General features: G+C 61.1%; 26 protein-coding genes. 8 read left to right on the top strand and 18 right to left on the bottom strand.

Annotation, left to right across the window (positions count from 1 at the left end; all coding sequences use genetic code 11):
- Positions 1–285 precede the first annotated feature (285 nt).
- Together V6617_RS09970 and V6617_RS09975 are read right to left on the bottom strand one after the other, a co-directional pair.
- Positions 286–1,002, bottom strand: coding sequence for a DUF3800 domain-containing protein (locus V6617_RS09970; protein ID WP_338606833.1), 717 nt, complete (start codon positions 1,000–1,002; stop codon positions 286–288).
- A 239-nt stretch (positions 1,003–1,241) separates the two neighbouring features.
- Positions 1,242–2,075, bottom strand: coding sequence for a DNA adenine methylase (locus V6617_RS09975; protein ID WP_338606834.1), 834 nt, complete (start codon positions 2,073–2,075; stop codon positions 1,242–1,244).
- Between the two features lie 164 nt (positions 2,076–2,239).
- On the opposite strand from V6617_RS09975, the gene V6617_RS09980 reads away from it, so the two are divergent.
- A complete protein-coding gene (locus V6617_RS09980) occupies positions 2,240–3,004 on the top strand; it encodes a hypothetical protein (protein WP_338606835.1) in 765 nt (254 codons plus the stop codon).
- Positions 3,005–3,036: 32 nt separating this feature from the next.
- Here the strand turns inward: V6617_RS09980 and V6617_RS09985 are convergent, their stop codons facing one another.
- Together V6617_RS09985 and V6617_RS09990 are read right to left on the bottom strand one after the other, a co-directional pair.
- Positions 3,037–3,387, bottom strand: a complete 351-nt coding sequence (locus V6617_RS09985) for a hypothetical protein (RefSeq protein ID WP_338606836.1) — start codon at positions 3,385–3,387, stop codon at positions 3,037–3,039.
- Positions 3,388–3,391: 4 nt separating this feature from the next.
- Positions 3,392–3,619 (bottom strand): hypothetical protein, encoded by a 228-nt coding sequence (locus tag V6617_RS09990; protein WP_338606837.1) that lies wholly within the window; start codon positions 3,617–3,619, stop codon positions 3,392–3,394.
- Between the two features lie 417 nt (positions 3,620–4,036).
- On the opposite strand from V6617_RS09990, the gene V6617_RS09995 reads away from it, so the two are divergent.
- From V6617_RS09995 to V6617_RS10010, 4 genes are read left to right on the top strand one after another with little or no spacing between them, the layout of a single operon-like run.
- Positions 4,037–4,729: an SOS response-associated peptidase gene (locus V6617_RS09995; RefSeq protein WP_338610673.1), complete on the top strand. Its 693-nt coding sequence runs from the start codon at positions 4,037–4,039 to the stop codon at positions 4,727–4,729.
- Entirely contained in the window at positions 4,726–5,118 is a 393-nt protein-coding gene (locus tag V6617_RS10000) for a hypothetical protein (protein WP_338606838.1), read from the top strand. Before V6617_RS09995 ends, V6617_RS10000 begins: the two co-directional genes overlap by 4 nt.
- Positions 5,118–5,294: a hypothetical protein gene (locus tag V6617_RS10005; RefSeq protein WP_338606839.1), complete on the top strand. Its 177-nt coding sequence runs from the start codon at positions 5,118–5,120 to the stop codon at positions 5,292–5,294. Before V6617_RS10000 ends, V6617_RS10005 begins: the two co-directional genes overlap by 1 nt.
- Positions 5,291–5,542: a hypothetical protein gene (locus V6617_RS10010; protein WP_338606840.1), complete on the top strand. Its 252-nt coding sequence runs from the start codon at positions 5,291–5,293 to the stop codon at positions 5,540–5,542. The genes V6617_RS10005 and V6617_RS10010 overlap by 4 nt, the downstream gene beginning before the upstream one ends.
- Positions 5,543–5,581: 39 nt before the next feature.
- Here V6617_RS10010 and V6617_RS10015 read toward each other — a convergent pair whose 3' ends face one another.
- From V6617_RS10015 to V6617_RS10030, 4 genes are all read right to left on the bottom strand, one after another.
- Entirely contained in the window at positions 5,582–5,740 is a 159-nt protein-coding gene (locus tag V6617_RS10015) for a hypothetical protein (RefSeq protein WP_338606841.1), read from the bottom strand.
- Positions 5,741–6,079: 339 nt separating this feature from the next.
- Positions 6,080–6,463: a hypothetical protein gene (locus V6617_RS10020; RefSeq protein ID WP_338606842.1), complete on the bottom strand. Its 384-nt coding sequence runs from the start codon at positions 6,461–6,463 to the stop codon at positions 6,080–6,082.
- A gap of 58 nt (positions 6,464–6,521) precedes the next feature.
- Positions 6,522–6,797: a hypothetical protein gene (locus V6617_RS10025; protein ID WP_338606843.1), complete on the bottom strand. Its 276-nt coding sequence runs from the start codon at positions 6,795–6,797 to the stop codon at positions 6,522–6,524.
- 63 nt (positions 6,798–6,860) lie between these two features.
- On the bottom strand, positions 6,861–7,568 hold the full coding sequence (locus V6617_RS10030; RefSeq protein WP_338606844.1) for a lysozyme: 708 nt from the start codon (positions 7,566–7,568) through the stop codon (positions 6,861–6,863).
- A gap of 168 nt (positions 7,569–7,736) precedes the next feature.
- On the opposite strand from V6617_RS10030, the gene V6617_RS10035 reads away from it, so the two are divergent.
- Together V6617_RS10035 and V6617_RS10040 are read left to right on the top strand one after the other, a co-directional pair.
- Positions 7,737–7,958, top strand: coding sequence for a hypothetical protein (locus tag V6617_RS10035; protein WP_338610675.1), 222 nt, complete (start codon positions 7,737–7,739; stop codon positions 7,956–7,958).
- A 374-nt stretch (positions 7,959–8,332) separates the two neighbouring features.
- Complete coding sequence (locus tag V6617_RS10040; RefSeq protein ID WP_338606845.1) at positions 8,333–8,524, top strand: hypothetical protein; 192 nt, start codon at positions 8,333–8,335, stop codon at positions 8,522–8,524.
- A gap of 43 nt (positions 8,525–8,567) precedes the next feature.
- On the opposite strand, the gene V6617_RS10045 is transcribed toward V6617_RS10040, so the two are convergent.
- The 4 genes from V6617_RS10045 to V6617_RS10060 are packed head-to-tail and all read right to left on the bottom strand — an operon-like array spanning position 8,568 to position 12,577.
- Entirely contained in the window at positions 8,568–9,581 is a 1,014-nt protein-coding gene (locus V6617_RS10045; RefSeq protein WP_338606846.1) for a late control D family protein, read from the bottom strand.
- Between the two features lie 3 nt (positions 9,582–9,584).
- Entirely contained in the window at positions 9,585–9,806 is a 222-nt protein-coding gene (locus V6617_RS10050) for a tail protein X (protein ID WP_338606847.1), read from the bottom strand.
- Positions 9,806–10,246, bottom strand: coding sequence for a phage tail protein (locus V6617_RS10055; RefSeq protein ID WP_338606848.1), 441 nt, complete (start codon positions 10,244–10,246; stop codon positions 9,806–9,808). The genes V6617_RS10050 and V6617_RS10055 overlap by 1 nt, the downstream gene beginning before the upstream one ends.
- A gap of 3 nt (positions 10,247–10,249) precedes the next feature.
- Entirely contained in the window at positions 10,250–12,577 is a 2,328-nt protein-coding gene (locus V6617_RS10060; protein ID WP_338606849.1) for a phage tail tape measure protein, read from the bottom strand.
- Between the two features lie 68 nt (positions 12,578–12,645).
- Between V6617_RS10060 and V6617_RS10065 the strand changes: the two genes are divergently transcribed.
- Entirely contained in the window at positions 12,646–13,083 is a 438-nt protein-coding gene (locus V6617_RS10065; RefSeq protein ID WP_338606850.1) for a hypothetical protein, read from the top strand.
- A 124-nt stretch (positions 13,084–13,207) separates the two neighbouring features.
- Here the strand turns inward: V6617_RS10065 and V6617_RS10070 are convergent, their stop codons facing one another.
- From V6617_RS10070 to V6617_RS10095, 6 genes are all read right to left on the bottom strand, one after another.
- Positions 13,208–13,567: a phage tail assembly protein gene (locus tag V6617_RS10070; RefSeq protein ID WP_338606851.1), complete on the bottom strand. Its 360-nt coding sequence runs from the start codon at positions 13,565–13,567 to the stop codon at positions 13,208–13,210.
- A gap of 61 nt (positions 13,568–13,628) precedes the next feature.
- On the bottom strand, positions 13,629–14,147 hold the full coding sequence (locus V6617_RS10075; protein ID WP_338606852.1) for a phage major tail tube protein: 519 nt from the start codon (positions 14,145–14,147) through the stop codon (positions 13,629–13,631).
- 60 nt (positions 14,148–14,207) lie between these two features.
- Positions 14,208–15,434 carry a phage tail protein gene (locus V6617_RS10080; RefSeq protein WP_338606853.1) on the bottom strand — a complete coding sequence of 409 codons (1,227 nt, stop codon included), beginning with the start codon at positions 15,432–15,434 and terminating at the stop codon, positions 14,208–14,210.
- Between the two features lie 309 nt (positions 15,435–15,743).
- Positions 15,744–16,247: a hypothetical protein gene (locus V6617_RS10085; protein WP_338606854.1), complete on the bottom strand. Its 504-nt coding sequence runs from the start codon at positions 16,245–16,247 to the stop codon at positions 15,744–15,746.
- A gap of 240 nt (positions 16,248–16,487) precedes the next feature.
- Positions 16,488–17,480: a phage tail protein gene (locus tag V6617_RS10090; protein ID WP_338606855.1), complete on the bottom strand. Its 993-nt coding sequence runs from the start codon at positions 17,478–17,480 to the stop codon at positions 16,488–16,490.
- 11 nt (positions 17,481–17,491) lie between these two features.
- Positions 17,492–20,731, bottom strand: a complete 3,240-nt coding sequence (locus tag V6617_RS10095) for a DUF4815 domain-containing protein (protein WP_338606856.1) — start codon at positions 20,729–20,731, stop codon at positions 17,492–17,494.
- Positions 20,732–20,790 lie beyond the last annotated feature (59 nt).

Raw genomic sequence — 20,790 nt, forward strand, 5'->3', positions numbered from 1 at the left:
AAAAGCCAAAGTCCTCGGCCTTCACATAATGATAACGGCTACGTTTGGTGAAGGTCGCCTTGCGCTGTGTCTGAACGACCTTTTTCAGTCCCGGCTGGCGCACTGTGATCTTACCGAAATCGGCAATCTCGAGATTGTAGGTTGTCAGGCTTACGAAGATTTGGCTGACTGCTAGCCTGAGAACTTATTGACGCGCCCGCTTAGCTTTCCTACCTTTCAGACTCTGACCGGTAGTGCATGAGCGCAAGCTGTGCCGAGCCGCGAGGCGCCGGTCGGGTCTCATGATTAAGGTTGCCAATTTGTCGTCACGGGCCAATTTCTGCTCTTGTGACAGGCATAAATTCCGCTTTGCTGGATGATGTCAGCGATGGCTTTTCGCCAATGGCTCTCATTGTTTTGCAGCGTGAATTGGCAACAATAGAGAAACACATCGGCCAGTTGAATCATCCGGCTATGGTGTGAGCGGGCAAAATGGACGGTATCGATGATGTTCTCGATGTCTCGCCCTGCAGCCCACTCAGTGCCACCTCGGCGGTACTTTGAAAGGCTTGTAACAGAGGGACCAACGGCCGGCTCGTCATAGTCGCCGAACAGCATTCCCAAAGTTTCCTTCTCACGAAAATACGCGTCAGCCTGCTCGATCAGATACATGAAAGCGATCTCGCTGGGGTCCTTCGGAGAGTATACAATATTTTGCGGATTGATCCTAATCCGGATGCGGCCCACTTTTTCGTCGGTCAGGATGTCCAGCAACTCCTTCAAAATGCCGAGCCGCTCCCCCCAATCTCGCCCTTTGAAATTTCCTTTGCCACGGCATAGCTCAAAGCCGTGAAATTCGGTTTCGCGACTGAGTCGGCGGTCGCCGAATGCCTTCAACGACAGGTCGTTTACTCGCTCTTCCAAGGCTGGCACGTGCTCATGGTGGACGCAAACGCCGCCCATCCAAAAGCTGCTCTGGACTGGCGGGTCATACTTAACTTCATCAAAATAAAGAAGGTGCACGAGCTACCTAGGGTTATTGAACACATCCCCAAATACCGCTTTTCGATTTCATCGGACAACCGAGGCGCTTGTCTTTGCACAGCCGATGCACCAGCTCTGTGCTGGGCGGCGCAGTCGCAGCGCGTGCAAGTCTGGCACGAGATCTCGTTCGGGACGAGGGGGCGGGTGTTCGAATCACCCTACTCCGATCAGTTGAACCGGGGGCTTTCGAGCCCCCGGTTTCGTTGCACCGGCAGAATTTACCCAAACAGGGGCAAGCTCGGCTCCGGAAATGTGTAGATCAGCACCTCGCCTACAGCTTTGGGTCCACCGCTCGCCTGCCCGATGGAATAGGTTAGATCGACAGCCTCCGTGCGAAAATTGCCGAAGGTGCGACGCACGCCCGGTGTATCGTTGAGGGAAACGATTGCCTTGCCTTGGAGCCGCTCGAGACGCTCTGCCATCTTGTCGAACTGCTCACGATCGAACAGCCCGGAGCCATAATCGTCTTCACAATCCCAATATGGAGGATCGAGATAGAACAATGTACTTGGTCCATCATAGCGATCGATCACCTCGGCCCAGTCGAGGTTCTCGATGACGACGCCGGCGAGACGCTCATAAACGTCCTCGAGCGCCGGCCCGATCTGGGTATAGTCGAACCGAGCCGGGCGGCCCGATGAAACACCAAAATTCTGGCCCGTCACTTTGCCGCCGTAAGCGGTGCGCTGCAGGTACAGAAATCGCGCAGCGCGCTCCAGATCGGTCAGCGTTGACGGATCGACGCGTGACAATCGCTCGAACTCGCGGCGCGAGGTCAGTTGGAATTTCAGGTGATCGAGGAAGGCCGGATAGTGCCGCTGCAGGATCCTGAACAGCGTCACCACATCGCCATTGCGATCATTGATGATTTCGGACGTCGGGCGATGGGTCCTGCGGAAGAAGATGCCGCCCATACCAATGAAGGGCTCGGCATACACGGTGTGCGGGATTTGCCCAATGCGCTCTATGATTTTTGGCGCAAGAAGGCGCTTGCCACCCATATACGGGGCGAGCGGAGACACCGGTTGAACCGGCTCAAGGTAAGTTTCCATTTAGGGATGTGCCTTAAAAGCGCCCTGCCCTCGAGGGTGGCGGGGCCAGGTTTTAAGGCTATGGTCTACTGGACCGGGGCGAGCACCAACTCAATACCCGGTAGAGCAGCGTTGGCGCGCTGCTCTCCCCGCATTGCGGGGAAAAGTGAACGTGGGGGTTCGCAATGACGCTGCGGAAACGAGTCGTCCGAAATTTTCGAACATTAGCGGTCAGGCTGGCGCTCCGGCGTCCAGGGCCGGAAAGCGTGCCGCTCACCGGAGAGGCCATTTTCCAAAGAAACTATCGCCACTGCTTCCTGACCGGCCCTGGCGGTAAGGCCGTGTTCGTTGCGCTCGAGGAGCACAAGAACGGGTTTACTGGCCGCTGGCTGCCGTCAGACAATCTACCAAGCAGCCCCTGCTCCGTGAGCAGGCGGGAGCTGTCGTATTTTGGCGTTGAAGTTAGAGAATTCTATTGCGAAATCCAGTGCGACTATCAATCCGCCGGTGACTATCTGATAAATTTCTGGTGGCGCCCTCGCCTTGCATTAGTCAAGTTCCGTATTCAAAAATGGCTTTTCGGGCGCCGCAAACTTGCCCACCATGGCCGCATGACGGTGTTGAGCCACATGTACCAACGTTACGTCGAGGAAAACGAGCCTGGTCTGAGTGAAGTCGGGCTTATGACAGACTTTTATGGACCGATGTGGGTTCATCATCCCGACGACGACCGGCTGCTCCGACACTACCGCCTGCTGTTACAATCCCTGGTGTCCAGCAACGACCTGGAGGTCAATCAAGGTATCTACGTCCTGGCCGCACGAGGTATATCCACCCTCGATTCGAGCGAACGGGATAATCGCCGACATAGGGATATGGTCATTATGCAGCGAATTATTGCGGCACTGACGCTCGCTTTGGTGCTCGTTGGAATTTTTCAGGCAATCTAAGCTTGGTCAGAGCAAGCCGGCTGCCCGGATGTTCAAAACCTGAAATCACCATCCGGCACATAATTGGACCGACTGCGCTCGGTAAATGTCTCGTTTTCCCAGGTCTGCACCAGCTTTTTCGGACCCGGCCGGCGCAGGGTGATCCTGCCGAAATCGGCGATTTCCGGGCTATAGGTCGTCACCCGAACGAAATCTGTCGTGCCGCATTTGCTGCAGGGAAACAGCGGTTCGAGCGCAAACCTGCTGCCGCCATAGACCGCTGCCAGATCTTCGGGCAGGAAATTGGCCGCGCGTCGGCAGGCGCCACAGCGCACCCGCACGATCTGGCCCTGGATGATCGCATCGTCGAGACTGAAATATTCCCCTGTCCGCCGCCGACCCATGTCGTCAGTCCTGGATGATCGTGAGCATATCACGATCGATATAGCGCAGCGTCGCGTACGGGATCGAGATATTGAACTCGCCCGTGTGCTCGTTGAAAATCGAAAACCGGATGCCGGCCGCCAGGGCCCCGCGCGCCTCCTCGAGGGTGAGCTGCGGCCAGGCCGCATCGCGGCCGTTCAGATGGATCGTGTAGCGGACCTGGTCGCTTTCTGCGGCGGGCAAAGCTGCCATCTTGTTCTCCTTGCCCCCGAGTCATAATATGAGAACAAAACTGGAACAAGTGGCAGGGGCGATCACAAAATGTCGCGCAGGAAAGGAGAGATGACTGCAGCGCGCATAGACCGGGAGTTCCCCTTCCAGGTCGCCCTGGCTGAAAGGCAGCGCAACTGGGCCTCGACCACGATCGAACAATTCTGCCGGATCCATGGTCTGTCGGTTGCCCCCTTCGGCCACGGCGTCTGTATCGACAATGACAGTTATGTGGTGACCTGCTTTGCCAGGCCCGAACACGCCGAGAAATTCCGCCGGGCGTTCGATGGCTATCGCTTTGACCCGCGCGACCGGGGTCGCGGTCACAACTGGATGAAGTGGACACCGAGGCAAATCCCGCTCACATTCATGCAAGAAGAGCTGATAAAGGACGCCGCCATGTGCAACCTCTATAGCCACACCTCGAACCGACAGGCGATCATCGATCTCGTCCGGGCCTTCCGCATAAGCGAGCGGATCGGCAACCTCGAGCCCCAGTCTGCCATCTTTCCCAATTACCACGCTCCGATCGTCCGCGTTGTGGACGGCGAACGCGAGCTGACGCTTGGACGCTGGGGCATGCCCAGCCCGTCCTTCGCGCTCCAGGGAAAGGCCTATGATCCCGGCATCACCAACATCCGCAACACCAAGAGCCCCCATTGGCGTCGCTGGCTGGGACCGCAGGCGCGGTGCGTTGTGCCGTTCACCAGCTTTTCCGAATACGACCACACCAAGGGTCCGGACGGAAAAAAACTGGGCGACACCTGGTTCGCGCTGGATGAAACCCGCCGCCTCGCCTTCTTCGCCGGCATCTGGACCAATTACACCAGCGTCAGGCGCATAAAGGGCGACGACGGGAACTATCGCAATGAGGAGATCACCGATGATCTCTATGGCTTTTTGACCTGCGAACCCAATGCCGAGGTCGGCAAGGTGCATGAAAAGGCGATGCCGGTAATCCTCACGACGGCCGACGAAATCGATCTCTGGCTTACAGCCCCTTGGGCAGAGGCAGAAGCCCTGCAGCGCCCCCTGCCCGACGGTACGCTCGACATTGTGGCCGTGGGCCAGAAATTCGACGAGGCAGCATGACAAACGACGACATGACCATTGATGCGCGCTTGGCCGCGGCGATCGATCAGGCGCTCGAGTATTACGGCCTGTTTATCGCCGGGCTGGATGAAGGACTGGATCCTGAAGAAGAGGATTACAGCGGGCCGGACATGCGGCTCGACGGATTTGTAGAACAGGCATCGCTGGCCCGGCTCTACAGTCTCTATCTCGATCAGGCCGGCTGGGCCGCCGGCGCTGACCTGCGCGATGAATTCCGGCGGGCTCAGGGTGGCACAGTCGGCAAATTTTCCAGCGCGGAGTTTGCCTTTGGATACTACCGGATCGGCAACGAACGCTTTGATATCACCGCCATTGCCGAAGCCCTCCGAACCCTCAACGCAGCTCTGGACCGGCCCGGAACCGACTGATGCGCGTTCCGTCCGTCGGCCCCGCAACAAAGGAGCGAGAGGCGCTGCTGTCCCACTACCGCAAGCGGCTGGCCGCGTTCGAACGCATCCCGCCCGGTCGGCGCGAGGCTGAATGCGCTGACGAGGGCGAGGCGACCTGTCGGGTAATGATCGCCGAACTGGAGCGGAAGAAATGAACATACCCACACCGCCAGCCAAGCTGATCGTGGTCATGGCCTTCGAGGGCGATGGCGAGGGCGGCATGCGTCCGGCGTTCGAACCGCGCGAACATCAGAGCGAGCAGCGCGCCAAAATCGAGGCCGGATCGCTCATCAACACTTACCCTGCGGTGATAGCCTGGGCGCGCGAGGCGCGGCCCGACATCGGCGAATATGGCGCGCCCGAAGTGCTGTTCAGCTTCGGGCCGGTGCCAGATATGGATTAGAGCGAGTGAAGCGGCGCAACCTCTAATTTGCCCCGGTCCCTATTCCCGCCTGACGCGCCATTCCTCAATCGCAATGCAAAACCGCCCCATGAAGACGTCCTGCAGGGCAGGAACGGTTTCTCCGTCAGGCGTGAACTCATAAGTGGCATCTGTATCGTCAGAGCCCCAGGTGCCGAGATACTCGCCATCCTTGGTCACAACGCTGCCATCCTCCAATAGATTAATTCGGTACTCCAATTCGAATCCCCCGCATTTGCGCTGACACGCTGGGGACACTATCACATGATAGAAGCTGATTGGATCGACCACAGATGGCCGCTGACGAGCCATCGGGAGAACCAATCATGCAAGATCTACAGGAACGCGTCATCACCTGCCCGGAATGTCTGGCCGACAACACTTTTGTCGCCGATTACGAGGTTGCGGACACACCGATCTATTGCTCGCGCTGCGGCGCCCTTACCGGCACTTGGGCCGACACAAGGATTGCTCTTGTACCTCGCGAAGCGCCAGGATCTGGGCAACATTTGGCGAATGCTAACCGCCATTCCACTTGCTGACGATCACGTCCCAGGCCCAATAGATGAATGCCCCGATCGAGGCGCCGGCGATCCCCACCATGGAAAGCACCGTCATGCCGGTGATCTTCCAGCGCCTCACCTCGTTGATTGTGGGCATGACGTCGGTCGAGAGCTTGCTGTCGAACCCGTCGAGCCGCTCGCGCACCTGCGCGTCGATGCCCGCGCTGATCTTTACATCAGTTTCGATCGCACCGACGCGTTCATAGAGAGCCTTTCGACTTTCGCTCGAAGCGACATTCTGCTCTCGTATCAGCCGCTCGATGGCCGAGAGATTAGCCTCGATCCCTTCCAGCCGTCCTTCGATGCGACCAATGTCGCGCTGTGTCGTGTCATCAGCCATAGAGCCCCGGCATGATCAGAATTGTCGATCGGGCGCACGAGGCGCGCGCCCGGCGAAATCAGCGGTTGCGCGTTTCGATGGGACCCGAGTAGCCGGTACGCGCTCGCGCCTCAGCCTCTGTCAGCACGGGAATTGCCGGCTTCTTGTTGGGAACGAGCCAGATCAGCGCCGCACCAATGCCGTTGATGATCGTGGTTGCGGTCGTCTGATCGAGCCCCAGATCGAAGCCGGTATACACCTGCACGAAATTGACCACGCCCATAGTGAGCGCGATCCAGAACTTGGCCGCAGCGAGGGGGCCGAACATGGTCAGAAGGTTGAGCAGTTTGCCCATGGTGGTTCTCCTACAAAAAGGCCGCCTCACAGGGCGGCGGGAAAGACAGGGGTTGTGGAAAGATCATCGGCGGGTGAAAAGCCAACCGGCAAAGCCCGCTATGGCCGCCACGATGATTGCGATGACGCCCGCAGCATTTGGCTTGGGCGAGAGCGTTGGCACTACGACCGGCGCATCGGGCTGCGGTGCCTGGTCGACAGTAACAGGCGGGGTTTTGGCGAAGGCATTGCGCAGCTCGGTCGCAACTTTGATCCGCCTGGCGCTCGACCAGTCCGGTGTCATGTTGGCGCCAACCCGGGTGTATTCGATCATCGTGCCGGTGTTGGACCACTTGCCGTCAAAAAACAGGTCGCGTTCTCTTTCCCGGCGCCCTTCGATCTCGGGCGGCGTGACCCAGTTCATGATGGCCCGCTTGGCTTCGTCCGTCTTTCCCTGTTTCCACAGTTTGACCCACGACGCCCTTTCGATAGCGCCGGTGTTCCAGTGGAAGGAAAGCGCCGCAGCGAACTGTGCCTTGGTCAGCTTATGGCCCGCGAAGGCCCGATAGACGCCAGCGGCATAGTTCTTGAGCGCCCACGCATAGACGTTCATGCAATGCTGGAGCGGCGCGGGGTTGCCGATATAGCGCTGGACGGTGTGGCCAGTGGCATTGGTCATGCCGACGCACCAGGTCAGGACGCCGACGCTGTCTTTGTATGTTTGACGGATCAGGGCTTCATGGGCCGCAACCTCAAGGGCCACGTCCGCGTCAACGGGTGGGTGTGGGGCCATACCGGCCTCCTGTAGGTTGGATTTGATGAAAGTTGAGTCGACCGTCCGCACCAACTAGCAACGGCCGCGCGGATACCCTGGCGCCTTGGGAGACGCACCATGCGGTCAGTACTTTCGAATATCGGTCTCGTATTGGCGGCGGGCGCAATCGGCTTTGCAGGCGTCTATATGTTCAGCAGCGGCGAGCCGGTGTACGGCCAGTTCACGGCCATGTTATCTGCCGAGTGCGACATCAAGGGCAACGTTAGCATCGGGTCAGGCGAGAAAATCTTCCATGTGCCGGGTCAGCGCTATTACGCCGAGACCATAATTCGCCCCGAATATGGTGAGCGCTGGTTCTGCTCGGAGACGGAAGCGCGAGCTGCCGGTTGGCGTAAATCGGGTGTCTAGCTGTGGTCAAGGAAGCCGAGTTTTCCAGTTTCGGCGGCTCAATCGCAACGGAAGTTGAAAATGCTTTCCGAGACACAGTCGCGCCCTGAGTTTCGTGGATCGAGATTGGACTTGCGGCCCTCATTCCTGCCGCGCTGATCGTCATTGCCGCGCACATGATCTGAGTGCGGCACTACCGATTAACCTCGGTGATGCAGCGCAACGATTTTGAATAGGAGCCGTTCAGGTCCGGGTGGCTTTGCAGTCGCTCCTCCCTGGCCGCTCGCCTCCTTCCCTCTACCCACAAGCGCCGAGGCGGGCGGCTTCGGTTTCCCGAAGGTGAGGCCGACTAAAGAAAGCACTACGCTTATGGCGCACCGCAATAGGAGAGCGCCATGAAGCCGGACACCCATGAATTTCCGCTCCGCATCGGCCTGGAGACCGCTGATGGCCTGCGGCGCTACCAGATCAAGCATGATCTGGAAACGATGGAGGACGCTGCCAAGGCGTGCCTGCGGGAGCATCTTTCAAACTATGGGTTCATCAAGTTAGAAGATCCGCCGTATCTCCAAGACGCAGGGCAATGATCCTTCGGCAGCTTCACGCTGCATATCCGACAGCGCCCATCGATCAGCGGGCGTCGGTACCTGCACCGCCAGCGGGTTGTTTGACCGAAATCGTCGTTGTCGCACCGCCATTGCGGTCCGACCGATGCGATACGCTATCGGCCCGGTAGGTGCCGTCAATGCCGGGCCGCGCCCCGATCAGCACCACGTCGCATTCGGCGCGGGCGCCGGGCGCCAGATCGAGGGTGATGGTTCCCCCGCCGGCCTCGCGTTCGCTTTCGCGTCCGCGCGCTTCGAGCGTGGCCTTAGCGTCGGACCGGGTCGCCTCGGCAAGCCGCAACACGTTGTCGCCGACGCCTTCGGTTCCCTCAAATTGGACGCGTTCGGTTTTGACTTCCCCGGCCTCCCGGTCGAAATAGCGCGTTTCGCCGGCTGCAAAGGTCCGGCGCGGATCGCGCGGTTTCAGGCTCCAGCCGATCAGATTGGCGCCATAGCGGGCCGTAATCACCGGCAAGGGCTGGCCGCTGGCCGAAAGGCCCTCTCCGCGCCGAGCCAACACCGCCCTGTCACCGCGCAGTTTGAAGGTGCCGCCAAACTGGCGAGCCAAGCGTTCCCCCAGGGACAGGAAGCTCTCGAACTCGGCCGACCAGTAGTCCCGCGCGATGCCCGCCAGGGCAGGATTGACGGTCACCGAAAACCCTGCTTCGGCCCCGGCCGCCTCGATGAACTCGCCAAGGGTGGCGTCGTCGAGATGAAAGCCCTGCACCGTTTTGGCGCCGCCGGCCGTATCGAAGCCCTTGGCACTGACCGCCAGCTTGCGGCCGTCGCTGCGTCCGCCGCTCGACGTCACGCTGTCGATCACTCCCTCGAACGCCGGTACCCGGTCAAGCAGCACCCTGATTTTCTGGCCGCCCAAGGGCAGGCGGATTTGCCCATCACTGTCATCGACATCGAGCGTGCAGGAATCGCTCGCGGTTCCCGCCTGATCGGTTATGGCGATCGAAAGCAGGTAGCGGCTCCAGGAGGATGTGAGGTCCTGATCATTGATTAGGACCTGCCAGTCAGTTTTCCACGCCATGGGTCACCCGAAAAGATCGACGACGGGCCGCGCGCCCGGCGACACGGTTGCAGGCCGTTCGGGAAGCACCACCACGGTCCCGATCGGCAGTTCGGCCCCTTTTCGAGCCAGCCCGGGATTGGCGTCCAGTACGCTTTCCAGAAGGCTCTGCCCGGTCGCGCCGAACCGGCGAAAGAGGATGAGGTCCAGGGTCGTGTGGGCCCGGGAGACATTTATAGTTTCCATCACAGCGCCTCGAACAGCCCGAGCATCATGTCGAAAATACCCGTCGCCCCGCCCAGCGAAGGCTCGGCCCCGTCGCGGAGCAGCTCGATCGTATAGGCGAGGGTGAAGCCGACGCCGAACCGGTCGAGGTTTGCGTGATCCTCTTCGATCCTGACGATGGCGTGCCAGCCGAACATCTTGCCGTCGCCGCGCATCACGGGAACGCGGGTGCCGGCCTCCATGAGGCCGCGCACCGTCTCGAGTTCGGTCAGCCCGCCGATCCGCGTGGGCAGAAGCCGGCCCGAAAGCGTGATGCGGTCTTCGCCCTTGCCCATGAATTCGAGCGGCGGGCGTGCGCCCATGACGCCCTTTTCGGCGACGGCCGCACCGCTGGCCCGCCGCATCGTGTCAGCGTTGAACGGCATGGTGTCGAGCGTTATCGGGCCGATCTGATAGAGCATGGCCTACCCCGCATATTCGATGTCGGTTTGCAGTCCGGCCAGCATGTCGCGCAGTTTTCGGTCGAGGGCGGCGATCACCGCGTCGACATCGGCTTCCTTGGTGACGTGTAGATTGCCGATCAGCGGCGCATTGATTGCGAGTTGAGCCATGCGGCCGGCCACCATCCTAGAGGTATCGGCGGCGGTGCTGATGTATCCTTGGCCACCTGGCGTGAAGAGTTCCGGCCCCTCCTCCCCAACCAGATAGGTTCGCCCACCCGCCACGGGGCCGCCTGCGGCACGGGCTGGAGCCCAAAGGCCATTCCATGCATCGCCGATGCCCTGTGCCATTCCGCTGGTCGCGTTTCCGACGCCCTCGGCAATTCCGCCCCCGAGCCCGACAATCGCACCCCCGACGTCGATCGTACCGATCGCATCGAGGATCATCTGTGGCCACTGGCCGAACCATGCGAGAATGTCCTGAAATTTTGCGACAAGTCCGTCGAATATCGCCTGCGCAATCTCAAGGCCGGTGTCGAAAAAGCCGGAAGCCCAACTCCGAAGGTCGCTGCCCCAATCGCGGAGTGTAACCACCATGAACTGGTTGATTTGATCGTTAACGCTGGCGACCCATCCCTGCACGGAAGCCCCTGCCTCTGCAAACAGCATCGGAATGGACTGGATCGCATCGAGAAGCCCGCGCAGGTTCTGGCCGGCAACGACCCCAAGCGCCGTCCCAAGATTATATGCCTCGGTTGAACTGGCATCCATCGGCCCCAGGAGCTGGGTGAACCAGCCCACGACATCCTGCGCCCAGCCGATGATGGGATCGAGTGCCGGCATGATCGGATCGATCGCCGCCAGGAAGCCGGCCCAGAGACCGGAAAAGAAAGCAGAAAGCGGCTCCCAATTGTTGTAGATCCAGACGCCCGCCATCGCGATCGCCACGAGGATCGCGCCAACACCGGTCGAGATCACAGCCAGACGAAGGGCGAAAAGGGCACCGCGCACCAGATTGAGCGGGTTGAGCAGCGCCAGGATTGCACCTGCCGCCCGGGTCGAGAACAGCGCGATTTCGAGCAGCCCGCCCTTGAAGAACAGCATCGCAAACCGGGCGGCGGCCGTCGCAACGCGGAGGGCGATAAGCCCTCCGACCAGTGAAGTGATCGTCACAACGAGCCGCTCGTTCTGGGTGATCCACCCACCGAGCGCAACCAGATGTGGGCCGGTTGCGGCAAAGAAGGCGTTGAGGGCCGGAAGCAATGCGTTGCCTATGGCCAGTGCGACTTCATTGATCTGGTTTTTCCAGCGCCGCGCGGCGAACTCGGTCGTTGCCGACCGCACCGCGAACTCCCGGGCCACCGAGCCCGCATATTCGGTTTCCTCGGCGACCAGCCCGAGCGTATCGCGCAGCAGGTCGAGATTGTTCAGCAGAGGCGCTAGCGCCCGCGCCTCGTCCCCGAAGATGTCGGTAATAAGCGAAGCCTGCAGATGTTCTGGCATCTGCCCCAACCGGTCGATGACCAGCATTGTGGTGGCAACGGCATCCTCCTGCATGGATCGCGCCACGCCGGCGGCGTCCAGTCCCAGCGCGTTGAGCGCATCTTTCTGCCGTGTGGTGGCGCTGGTGCCGCGCGTCAAGGCACGCCCCATATTGCGAAAGGACGTCGCGGCGACTTCCGCCTGCGCACCCGTGCCGATCATCGCCGAGCCGAAGGCTAGAGTTTCCTCACGCGTGAAGCCAAAGAATTCGCCTTGCGCAGCTACGCGCCGCGCGTAATCGACCAGATTTGGCGCGGTCGAAGCCGTGTTGTCGGACAGGTGATTGACCGCATCTGAATAGCGCTGCGTTTCATCGATCGTCATACCGAGTGCGGCCTGGATTTTTGCAAGATTCTCGCCGGCCTCCCCGCCCGCCATGCCCCAGGCCACGGCAGCCTCTGCCGTCATACGGGTAAAATGGAGTAGGTCGCTGTCGTCGATCCCGCTGGCGGCGGCGTTGGCAGCCAGGTCTGCGAGTTCGTTGACGGCCATTGGGATATCCGTCGCCGCCAGATTACGGAGGCCCATGCTGAAATCTGCCAGGCCGCCATCGTCGAAATCGGTCACCTTGCGGACATCGGCCATGGCGCTTTCAAACTCCATGGCCGCCTGCACCGGTTCACCCAGAGCCCTGGCAAACGCAATAGCCATAGCTGCAGCATCGAGCATCTGGCCACGCGCATTGGCCATGGCCCGGCTGTTGGCGGCCTGTGCACGCTCGAGGTTCTCAACCTGGCCGGCAATTGCACGCGCCGGCGCGCTGGCCATGTCGACAAGACGAATGATCAGCTCGGAAACCATGCTGGCCATGAGTGAGCCTTTTCAAGGGTTGGGCATGCCGCTACGCTCGCCCCGCTTGTCAGGAGGGGGCGTAATTCGTGAAACGGAAATACATTCTTGGTAGCGCAGCTATGCTCTTGGGCGCCGGGGCGGCGCATGCGGCCCCGCTGGACAATTACCGATCGGCGAAGGACGGCCTCGAACAGGCAGGTTTTGAGGTCGAGGACTCGCAGGAAATTCCCTGCAACAACCCGAACGCTTGCTGGGGGTATCTCGGACCAACGGTTCTTCAAGCGACCGGGCAACTGGTCGATATTCCGACATCGAGTTCGATCGATGCCGAGGATTACATGTTCATGTGTGCCGGGGCAGCGTCGGGTTTGTTAAAACGCGACGTCGCACAAGTTGCATCCACGATCGGCATCACGTTCGGTGTGGCCGAGGTGGCGGGTATCGCCCACCACGATTTTGGACCGGTCAAGATGGAAGTACGCGAGGACGGCGATACGCTTGCCTGCAATTTCCTGATCTACTGACCCTTGTTCTTAGGCCGTTCCGCCTTGAGCACCCGTTTGAGCGAATTCGAAAAGTCGATGACCTTGTCGATGTCCCAATCCTCGATCTCGTCAATCGGGGTGTTGGTGTGGCGGGCCAGCCCCGTTATGACGTCGCGCCAGTAACCGCCCTGGGCTTGTCCATCTCCCCCATCAGATCCGTCAAGCGCTTTCCCATCATTGTCGCGACGGCCTCCCCGACCGCCGCGACATCGACAGTGTCGAGTTCCTCGATGACCGCCAGCGGCACTCCGGCCAGGGCAGCGAACATGCGATAACCAGCCTTGACCTTGCTGCCTTCGTCCTCGGCGATGTAGCTATCGCGCGCCTTCATCCGCCGGATGGTGAGCTGATTATAGCTGCGCGGGCTACCCTCCCCCTCGATCGTCACCTCGATCGGGAATTCGAGAGGAACGACGATGCTGCGCGGCTTTTCTTCCCCTGCAGGGGCCGGTGTCTTGGTCATGATGATGGTTCCTTATCTTTTCGGCAGGATCCTGCCGCGCGAAAATGGCAGCGTGCTCGGACTAGATGCCCAGCGCCCGGCGCTGATCCTCGAACATGTCGGTCCCGTCGACGCGCAACACGCGCTCGAACACGTCGACATAGAACAACTCCCGCCCATCGATTGAAAACGCTATATGGGTCACTTCCTTGAAAGTATGGGTGCACCCTTGGAACTCGGCGGGATCGCTGTCATCGGGCTCCCAGCCCGTAATGGCGCCTTCGATAATGCAGCGGCCGGGAACAGGGCGGCCGCCGCCGGGTGCCTTGTTCACATAGGCTCCGGCAAATACCCAACGTTCGCGCTGGCCCATGCCGCGAAAAATCTCGATGTCGATCCCCTTGGCTTCGAACTTGGGCTCGGGGGCCTCTAGCCGCGGCTGGGTGAAATCCACTGCCATCACTGAACCGCCGGGATTGTGGCTGGCCGTGGCGAACGACAGGGAGGGAATCGACAGTTTGGAAATCGTCGTGGCGCGAGAGGTTTCGGGTTCGGTGGCGCGGCGCACGTCGACGGCGGTCAGCATGTAGAAGGGCTGCATTTTCAGGTCCTCGATGAAAAGTAGAACGAAAGAGACCGGGCGCGGACGCCCGGCGTTCGATCAAGCCGCGCTGGAAAGCCGCGCGACGATATCGGCAACCAGCCCCTCGACGGCTGGGCGGTAGCGGCGCACATCGTGTTCGGCCAGTCGGAAGGCCGGCGCCGGCTCGACCGCCAAATCGACCTTGAGCCGGCCGAGACGGATCTGTTCGGGGCTGTTCTGGTCGGCAAGGAACTGGACGTCATAGCCCAAAATATCGGTCGCCGCCTTGTGGTCTCGCAGCATGAATTTGAGCGAGTTGAGCCAGGCTTCCACAAGGTCGCCCGAAATCCGCCGCCCGAGGAAATTGCGCGTGATCTGCATGATCTTGACGGTCAGATAATCCGCCCCGCGCACCTGGTGGATTTGCCGCCAGAGCTCCCCGGTACCGGCGCCATCGGTACCGACGAAGACGAAACCGCCATCGGCAACCGCCGCATCGACGCCGCGCTCGCCGCGCGTCACGATCGAGACATTGCCTTCGAGCAATTGCTGGCCCTCGGTCGAGCCGTCCAGCAGCGAGAACGCCATGTCGCGCGACAGGCCCACAAGGCCGTTGACCACCCGATTGGCGATCGGGTCGAACGGCAATCCGCCGCGCCCGAAATCCTCGCGCATGAACAGGCCAAGGATCCTCGGCGCCATGGGCCGCGTGACGGCCACGTCGTCGTCAATGACCTTGGCAGCGATGCCCACCGGCATGATGCGCTGGGAATTGATTTCCTCGCGCTGGGCCAGCGTTACGACTGCGCTGGTGTCGTCGAGGTCGGCAACGGCGATCGCCAGCAGTTTTTCGCAGGCGGCGGGAAGTGCGGCCAGCGCCGGATTGTCGATCGGGTTTTCTTCGCCATCCAGGAGCTGGGCGGCGGTCCGCCCTGCCCAGATCAGGCGTGGCGTCGCGCCGACGGCGGGCGGAATGGCAGCGACATCGGCAAGAACCGCCACGATCGAAGCGACCGTTTCGGCTACAGTGCCGCCCTCAGTCACCCGGACCACGACGACGTCGGCTCCGGTCGTGAGCTGGTCGTTGATGCCCTTGACGGCATCGGCCAGCAATCCGGTGCCGAGCGCCGCCACGGCGTCGGTGTCGGATGTGGAAATCCGCACCGGCGTATCGACCGGATAGGTTTCCGCCGAAGCATCTTCGCTGGTTTCGATCAGCAAAGCCTTGGAAAAATCAGCCCCGAGAACCGGTACGGGTTCGGTCTCGGGACGCGTGAAAGTCATGCCGAAAGTCGGTGCCGACATCGGTGTCTCCTGTCTGGGGTTGAGTTTGGGCAGATCCGGATTTTTTGCCGCTAGTCAGCGGCGGTTGGTGCGGCGAGCATGCGCGTACCAAATCCATCCGAAAAACGTTACGCCGCAGAATATCACCACGGCCATGATGGGAGCTCCGCTCTCGGCGACGCACTCCGCAAGTTCAAGGTCAGCGGCCAATTTGTCAGCAAGGGCGCTATAGGCTGCATCGTGAGCATCACAGCAATGCCGCCAGTCTATTCCGGCCAGTCCGTCGATCCAGAGCGTACAGCCGTCGTTGGATTGGGTTTGCATTTCGCGTCAAGCCGGCAATTGGAGGGCCGACAGCCAGAGCTCATCGATCCCCTGTTCGGAAAGTCCTGTGGCCGAGAGCATGGCGGGATCGTTGAACAACGGGTGATTTCGCTCGTAGTAGGGTGCATAGCGCCAGTCGTTGAGCGCCAGCGCCCTTTGTGTCGCATCACCTATCGAGGCAACTGCCGTTTCGATGAAACCATCAGGATCTATCTGTCCAGCGACAATGAGCGCCGCATTGATCTGTCGCTTTGTAAGATGCCGTTCAAGCGGCGGCAGCTCGTCCTGGTCGATATCCGCCGCTGGGTTAGCCGAAACCAGGCCATGCTGAGCCGGGTCGCCCAGAAAGTCGACGACGAAGGGAGCATTTGGGCCGGTGTACCAGATTTCCCCTCGATGATCTTCGACGATCGCCCAGGCACCATCCTGCCAAATGGTTTGCTGGCCCTCGCTAGCTTCGGGGGGTTCCTCGGATACGCCGTCGGGCAACGGGCCAATTTCATCGATCATCACCTGTTTGCCATTGATCCAGTGAACCTCCCCTCGATGGTCCTCTGCGACCGTCCATGCATTCCCATTACGGACCGCTATATGTCCAGCTGGGACTTCGGGCGGCGTCTCTCTGGTCGCATTGGCTGGGACGATCCATACACCGGGCTCTTCGGGCGAAGGATCTGCACTGCCAATGCCGGTTAAAACACCGGTGCCAGGGTGAAAATGGTAGACGTTGGGCGCTGCCAAACTGGCCTCCTAATATTTGATGCAAGCGAGGAGCGCGATGTTGCGCGGGCGCGCTTCGTTTCCACCAGAACTGTCGATCGAGAGGACATGGGTGTGGGCGCCGCCGGAATTAATTGAAAGCGAGTGCGAATGACTGTCCGATGTTGTCGAGCGGTTCCAGGCATTGCCAGTAGTGGCGGTTGTATAGACCCGCCCTTGGCCTTGACCATTTATGTCGCTTGCCGCTGCCGGAACCGTGTGGTTATGGGAGTCGGTACTGGTTGACCCGGTGTGGCTGTGTGCGCCTCCAGACTCGGCTGAACCCGTATGCTCGTGAGACTTGTTCTGGTCGCTCTGGCTCGAGCCCAAACCGCGCCCGCCGTCGATACCGCGTCCATCATCCCAGCCACGAATGAATTCACCGCGCAGGTCGGGAATCTGAAACGTGGTGGATCCATTGCCTGCACCAAACGTTGTGCCGATCCGCGAAAACAGATCAGAATAGGCCGAACGGCTAACCGTAGCGCCATTGGCCTTCAACCATCCGTCCGGCGGAGTGCTTCCGGCAAAAAAGGTGATGGTGCCTGCCGATGTCGCCCGCTCGATGCCATCCGAGAGCGTCGACAGAGCCCCCGAAAGCCCGACAATGTCGCCCATTGCATGCTGGTGCTGGCCGATAGCGGCGGCCGGGGACAGGAAGGTCACGCCCAATTCCGACCTGGCAAGCACATAACCCAGCGGCACATCCGAGAGAGACGGCAAGCCCGACACTTCCTCGAAACCGATCAGAACGTCCTTGTCCCGCTTGGACGCGAGCAAGTGCTCCAGCCCCTCTATTGCGCCGATGGTGTGCCCATGACCGGCGTCTGCCTTGCCGCCGAGACTGGTGGCATAGGATGCAAGAATTGCATCGATCATGTCCAGGGCGGCAGCCGTCGCCAGAAAGGCATCGGCCACGCTTTCCTGCTCTTCTGAGCGAGAATCGGGCTTGGGCAGGTTCAGTAGATCGGTTAGGGCCGACATCGAAACTCCTCCTAAATGATGCCAGCGCCGAAATCGGCGACTAGAGGGCGGGCCGCCGGACCTCCGTTCAGCGTGATGCGAATGCGCAATTGCTGTCCGTCGATATCGGCCCGGAAGTTGCGTTCCACCCAGGCCGGGTCGGGCGAGATCTCGGTGGCGTGCAGCGGCAGGTCTTCCCAATCATCGTCGGCATAGTCGTAGTGCAGCGCCAGACTGGCTCCGGCCGGCACTGACGCCTTGAGATAGGCTGAGACCCGGATCGCATCACTGATGTCGATCGCCCGCGTCACATAGGTCGCCTCGGTGGCAATCTGGCCCGCGATCAGTTCGACCGGCGCGAACAGCACCGGCGCCAGTCGCTCGGTGCCTGTCAGAATGGCCCGCACCGTCACAGTCTCGGTAATGAATTCGTCGAGCTGGAGCACCTGCCAGGGCAGCAGCCTGAAGATTTCCCCTCCGGCCCGCTCGATTTCGAACACCACCGAACAGGCAGGGCTCGGCAGATCGACCACGGCCCGCACCTGCAGGTCGGAGCAATCGACGACATCGACAGTGCCCAGTTCCACCGTCTTGGTGGTCTGGGTATAGCGCGCCGCCACCAGCCGGAAGGCGAGCGCGTCGTTCTGATGCGCCGTCCAGGTCCGTGCATTGACCGAAGAGAGGCGCGGCCCGATCGGATAGGGGTGGACGGTGACCGGGCGCTGCACGTCTTCATCGAAACCGCCAAGGCTGGCAAAGCTGATCGCGTGTTCGCCATCGTCGGTCTTGATGACCAAGGCCCTGTCGAGGCCGGCAGATACCGTCACCGGCAGGCCGTATCGCGCCGAGATCCATCCGGTCTGTGCTCCCGTCATGGGAACAAAGGCCTCGGCCTCGACATCGGTTGTCGGCCAGCCCGTATCCACACCGACCTGGTGCACCAGGATATGGTTGGTCAGGTCGCCCAGCGCGCAGAGGTGGAAATCCACTCCGACGAGCTGCCGCGTTGAGGGCAGGTTGAAGATTTGCGCCTGCGGATCAAACGATCCGGTCTCGCGCATCCGACGCTCACCATTGGTTTCGCGATCATCATCGTCGTCGTTATCATTTCGCCGCCTCTGAATGACGGCGGCGTCCCAGCGCTCGACGGTGGTAACGCGACGCATGACGTCGGTTTCCAGTGCCCCCTGGCCGGTAAATGACGCAACCGCAAGCGTGCCCCCCTGCCCTTCGGCAATGATCTCCTTGGTGCCCGCTGGCACGTTCGGAGGGATCGTGAAACTGCCGATGATTTCGCCGTTCTCGTCGGCCACCTGTTCACCCGCCGGCTTGACGTCCAAAGCGTCGAACGTCAGCGCGTCGAGGATTTCGCCCTCGAAAAAGCCCGCAATGGTGAAATCCACCTCGCGCTGGCGCAGGAACGGCAGGTCCTGGGTGGTAGAGCCGACCGCTTGCGTCGTGGTGCTCGATTGCACCCGCGCGCCGGTCAGCGAAACGCCGCGATTGAATTCGATGGTCTGCGGGCTCGCCCATTCCGTGGCGCTTTCGGTCCAGAAATCGACCGCCGGCGTCAGCGTCAGGGCGCCCGGCATGGGCGAAAAGTTCTGGTACGGATTGATCTTTTCGCAGCCGGTCCGCAATTCCTGGGCAACGATAACCTCCTCGACGCAGTCGAGCGTCACCGGGGCAGAGAGGTCGAGATCGTAGAAGGTCGGATCGATGGCAAGCTGCATCAGGCCGTTGCCGATCGCCCCGCTCTGGGCTTCACCCACGTCGCGCTGGCTATCATCAACGAACGGATCGACGAACATGTTGCGCTTGGCCGCCGGGTCGCGCGCATCGACATTGGATTTTAGCCGCTCGAGCTGGATCAGCCGCGAGTGATCCTCGAGCAAGTTCATGAACCTGCGGTATTCGCTCCAGGTCGGTGCCCGCACGCCGGTGCGTATCCCGTCGGAAATGACGGCGGGTGAGCCAAACCAGTCATTGTGGATTTCGCCCAGCGGCAACACATTGGCCGGCGGGATCGGCGGCACGGGATTGGCCGTCGCCGACACCCCGCGCACATAGACCGCCGCCCCGCTCTTATCGAGGCACAGCATGTCGATACGCGGCAGCTTCCAGGTGTATGCGATTATGATATCGCCGCCAGTTGCCCCACCGGACACCTCGATCGTAGTGTCCGTCACCGCGTCAGGCACCACCGATGCGCGGTAGCGGTAAGTGACGTCATAGGAGGTCGAGGTGGCTGGCTCCGCGCCGGCCGAGGCCCAGTCGACCGTATCGCCCACCCTGTTGAAATCGGTCCCGGGCTCATAGGTCGTGGCGCCCTGTGTGACCGATATGATCTCGATCACCGAATTGTCCGGCAGGTTGTCGGCGCCGTTGCTGACGGGACCGCGCACCACGCTCACGGTCTTTTCCCTGTCGAGAAGGACCGAGGTAACCCCGTCGATCGGCGAACGCGCCACGGTCACCACCTGGCTGGGACCGCCATCATAGGTGTGGGTTTCGCCCGGCACCGCCGAAACGTCCCAATCTTCGACCTCGCCATGGCGCAGCGCCGTAAACCGGGTGCGCTTGAAGCCGTCGATATTGGCCTCGCCCTCCTCGATGGAGAACATCTGTGCAGCGCCGTTCCGGCCCAGCGCCGAAACCCGGCACCCTGAAACGATGTAATGGCCATATACCCGGTCGTAGGAGGCGATGGCCTGCACGATGCCCTGTACGAACGGCGGTTCGGGCTGATCGAGGATCGTGCCGTTCTGCAGAACATAGACCTGATAGAAGGCCCCCTCCCCGCCGTCGTCGGCCAGAGCCCAGCTGATCGCAACGATCTCGCGCGCCGCCCCGTCCTCGCCTTCGGCCAGAGAACCGGGCACCAGCCCGACAAGCGTCGGGTCATCCTCGCTGGTGATCCAGCTCCGCACCAGCCGCACGCCGATCTCGACACGCGCATCCATGGCTACGTTTTCGAGGACAGCCTCGGCCACGGGCAGCACGTCCCCGTCCACATAGATCCTGCCGGCCGTGAGATTCACTGTTCCCGCATCGCGGTCGACGATGGCCGCCGCCCCCTCGATCCGGTCGCCGTCAGAAGCGATCAACCGACTGATGCGACGCGAACGGGCCCGTTGTATGTCCTGGGCGTCGTGAAGGTCCGCCCCCTGGATGAACGGGCGGCGGCCGTAGTGAACCACGCCCTGCACGGACGGATCGCCCGCCGAACGCTGATAGGCGTAAGGCAGCCCCGAGGGATGCTCAAATGGCATTTGAAAACCTCGTTAAAACGAAAGCCGGCGCTTATGAGCGTGCGGCGTATGAGATGGCG

Origin of the sequence: Pelagibacterium nitratireducens (genome assembly GCF_037044555.1) — a bacterium.
Taxonomy (GTDB): domain Bacteria; phylum Pseudomonadota; class Alphaproteobacteria; order Rhizobiales; family Devosiaceae; genus Pelagibacterium; species Pelagibacterium nitratireducens.

Excerpts from the sequence above, each read along its gene's own strand:
- V6617_RS10080 (WP_338606853.1), bottom strand. The coding sequence starts at position 15,434 with ATGTCGGCACCGACTTTCGGCATGACTTTCACGCGTCCCGAGACCGAA.
- V6617_RS10010 (WP_338606840.1), top strand. The coding sequence starts at position 5,291 with ATGAACATACCCACACCGCCAGCCAAGCTGATCGTGGTCATGGCCTTC.
- V6617_RS09990 (WP_338606837.1), bottom strand. The coding sequence starts at position 3,619 with ATGGCAGCTTTGCCCGCCGCAGAAAGCGACCAGGTCCGCTACACGATC.
- V6617_RS10040 (WP_338606845.1), top strand. The coding sequence starts at position 8,333 with ATGAAGCCGGACACCCATGAATTTCCGCTCCGCATCGGCCTGGAGACC.
- V6617_RS10055 (WP_338606848.1), bottom strand. The coding sequence starts at position 10,246 with ATGCTCTATCAGATCGGCCCGATAACGCTCGACACCATGCCGTTCAAC.
- V6617_RS10000 (WP_338606838.1), top strand. The coding sequence starts at position 4,726 with ATGACAAACGACGACATGACCATTGATGCGCGCTTGGCCGCGGCGATC.
- V6617_RS10075 (WP_338606852.1), bottom strand. The coding sequence starts at position 14,147 with ATGCAGCCCTTCTACATGCTGACCGCCGTCGACGTGCGCCGCGCCACC.
- V6617_RS09980 (WP_338606835.1), top strand. The coding sequence starts at position 2,240 with ATGACGCTGCGGAAACGAGTCGTCCGAAATTTTCGAACATTAGCGGTC.
- V6617_RS09995 (WP_338610673.1), top strand. The coding sequence starts at position 4,037 with ATGTGCAACCTCTATAGCCACACCTCGAACCGACAGGCGATCATCGAT.
- V6617_RS10005 (WP_338606839.1), top strand. The coding sequence starts at position 5,118 with ATGCGCGTTCCGTCCGTCGGCCCCGCAACAAAGGAGCGAGAGGCGCTG.
- V6617_RS10095 (WP_338606856.1), bottom strand. The coding sequence starts at position 20,731 with ATGCCATTTGAGCATCCCTCGGGGCTGCCTTACGCCTATCAGCGTTCG.
- V6617_RS10020 (WP_338606842.1), bottom strand. The coding sequence starts at position 6,463 with ATGGCTGATGACACGACACAGCGCGACATTGGTCGCATCGAAGGACGG.
- V6617_RS10045 (WP_338606846.1), bottom strand. The coding sequence starts at position 9,581 with ATGGCGTGGAAAACTGACTGGCAGGTCCTAATCAATGATCAGGACCTC.
- V6617_RS10090 (WP_338606855.1), bottom strand. The coding sequence starts at position 17,480 with ATGTCGGCCCTAACCGATCTACTGAACCTGCCCAAGCCCGATTCTCGC.
- V6617_RS09985 (WP_338606836.1), bottom strand. The coding sequence starts at position 3,387 with ATGGGTCGGCGGCGGACAGGGGAATATTTCAGTCTCGACGATGCGATC.
- V6617_RS10050 (WP_338606847.1), bottom strand. The coding sequence starts at position 9,806 with ATGGAAACTATAAATGTCTCCCGGGCCCACACGACCCTGGACCTCATC.
- V6617_RS10070 (WP_338606851.1), bottom strand. The coding sequence starts at position 13,567 with ATGACCAAGACACCGGCCCCTGCAGGGGAAGAAAAGCCGCGCAGCATC.
- V6617_RS09975 (WP_338606834.1), bottom strand. The coding sequence starts at position 2,075 with ATGGAAACTTACCTTGAGCCGGTTCAACCGGTGTCTCCGCTCGCCCCG.
- V6617_RS10030 (WP_338606844.1), bottom strand. The coding sequence starts at position 7,568 with ATGGCCCCACACCCACCCGTTGACGCGGACGTGGCCCTTGAGGTTGCG.
- V6617_RS10035 (WP_338610675.1), top strand. The coding sequence starts at position 7,737 with ATGTTCAGCAGCGGCGAGCCGGTGTACGGCCAGTTCACGGCCATGTTA.
- V6617_RS10025 (WP_338606843.1), bottom strand. The coding sequence starts at position 6,797 with ATGGGCAAACTGCTCAACCTTCTGACCATGTTCGGCCCCCTCGCTGCG.
- V6617_RS10060 (WP_338606849.1), bottom strand. The coding sequence starts at position 12,577 with ATGGCCAGCATGGTTTCCGAGCTGATCATTCGTCTTGTCGACATGGCC.
- V6617_RS10085 (WP_338606854.1), bottom strand. The coding sequence starts at position 16,247 with ATGATCGATGAAATTGGCCCGTTGCCCGACGGCGTATCCGAGGAACCC.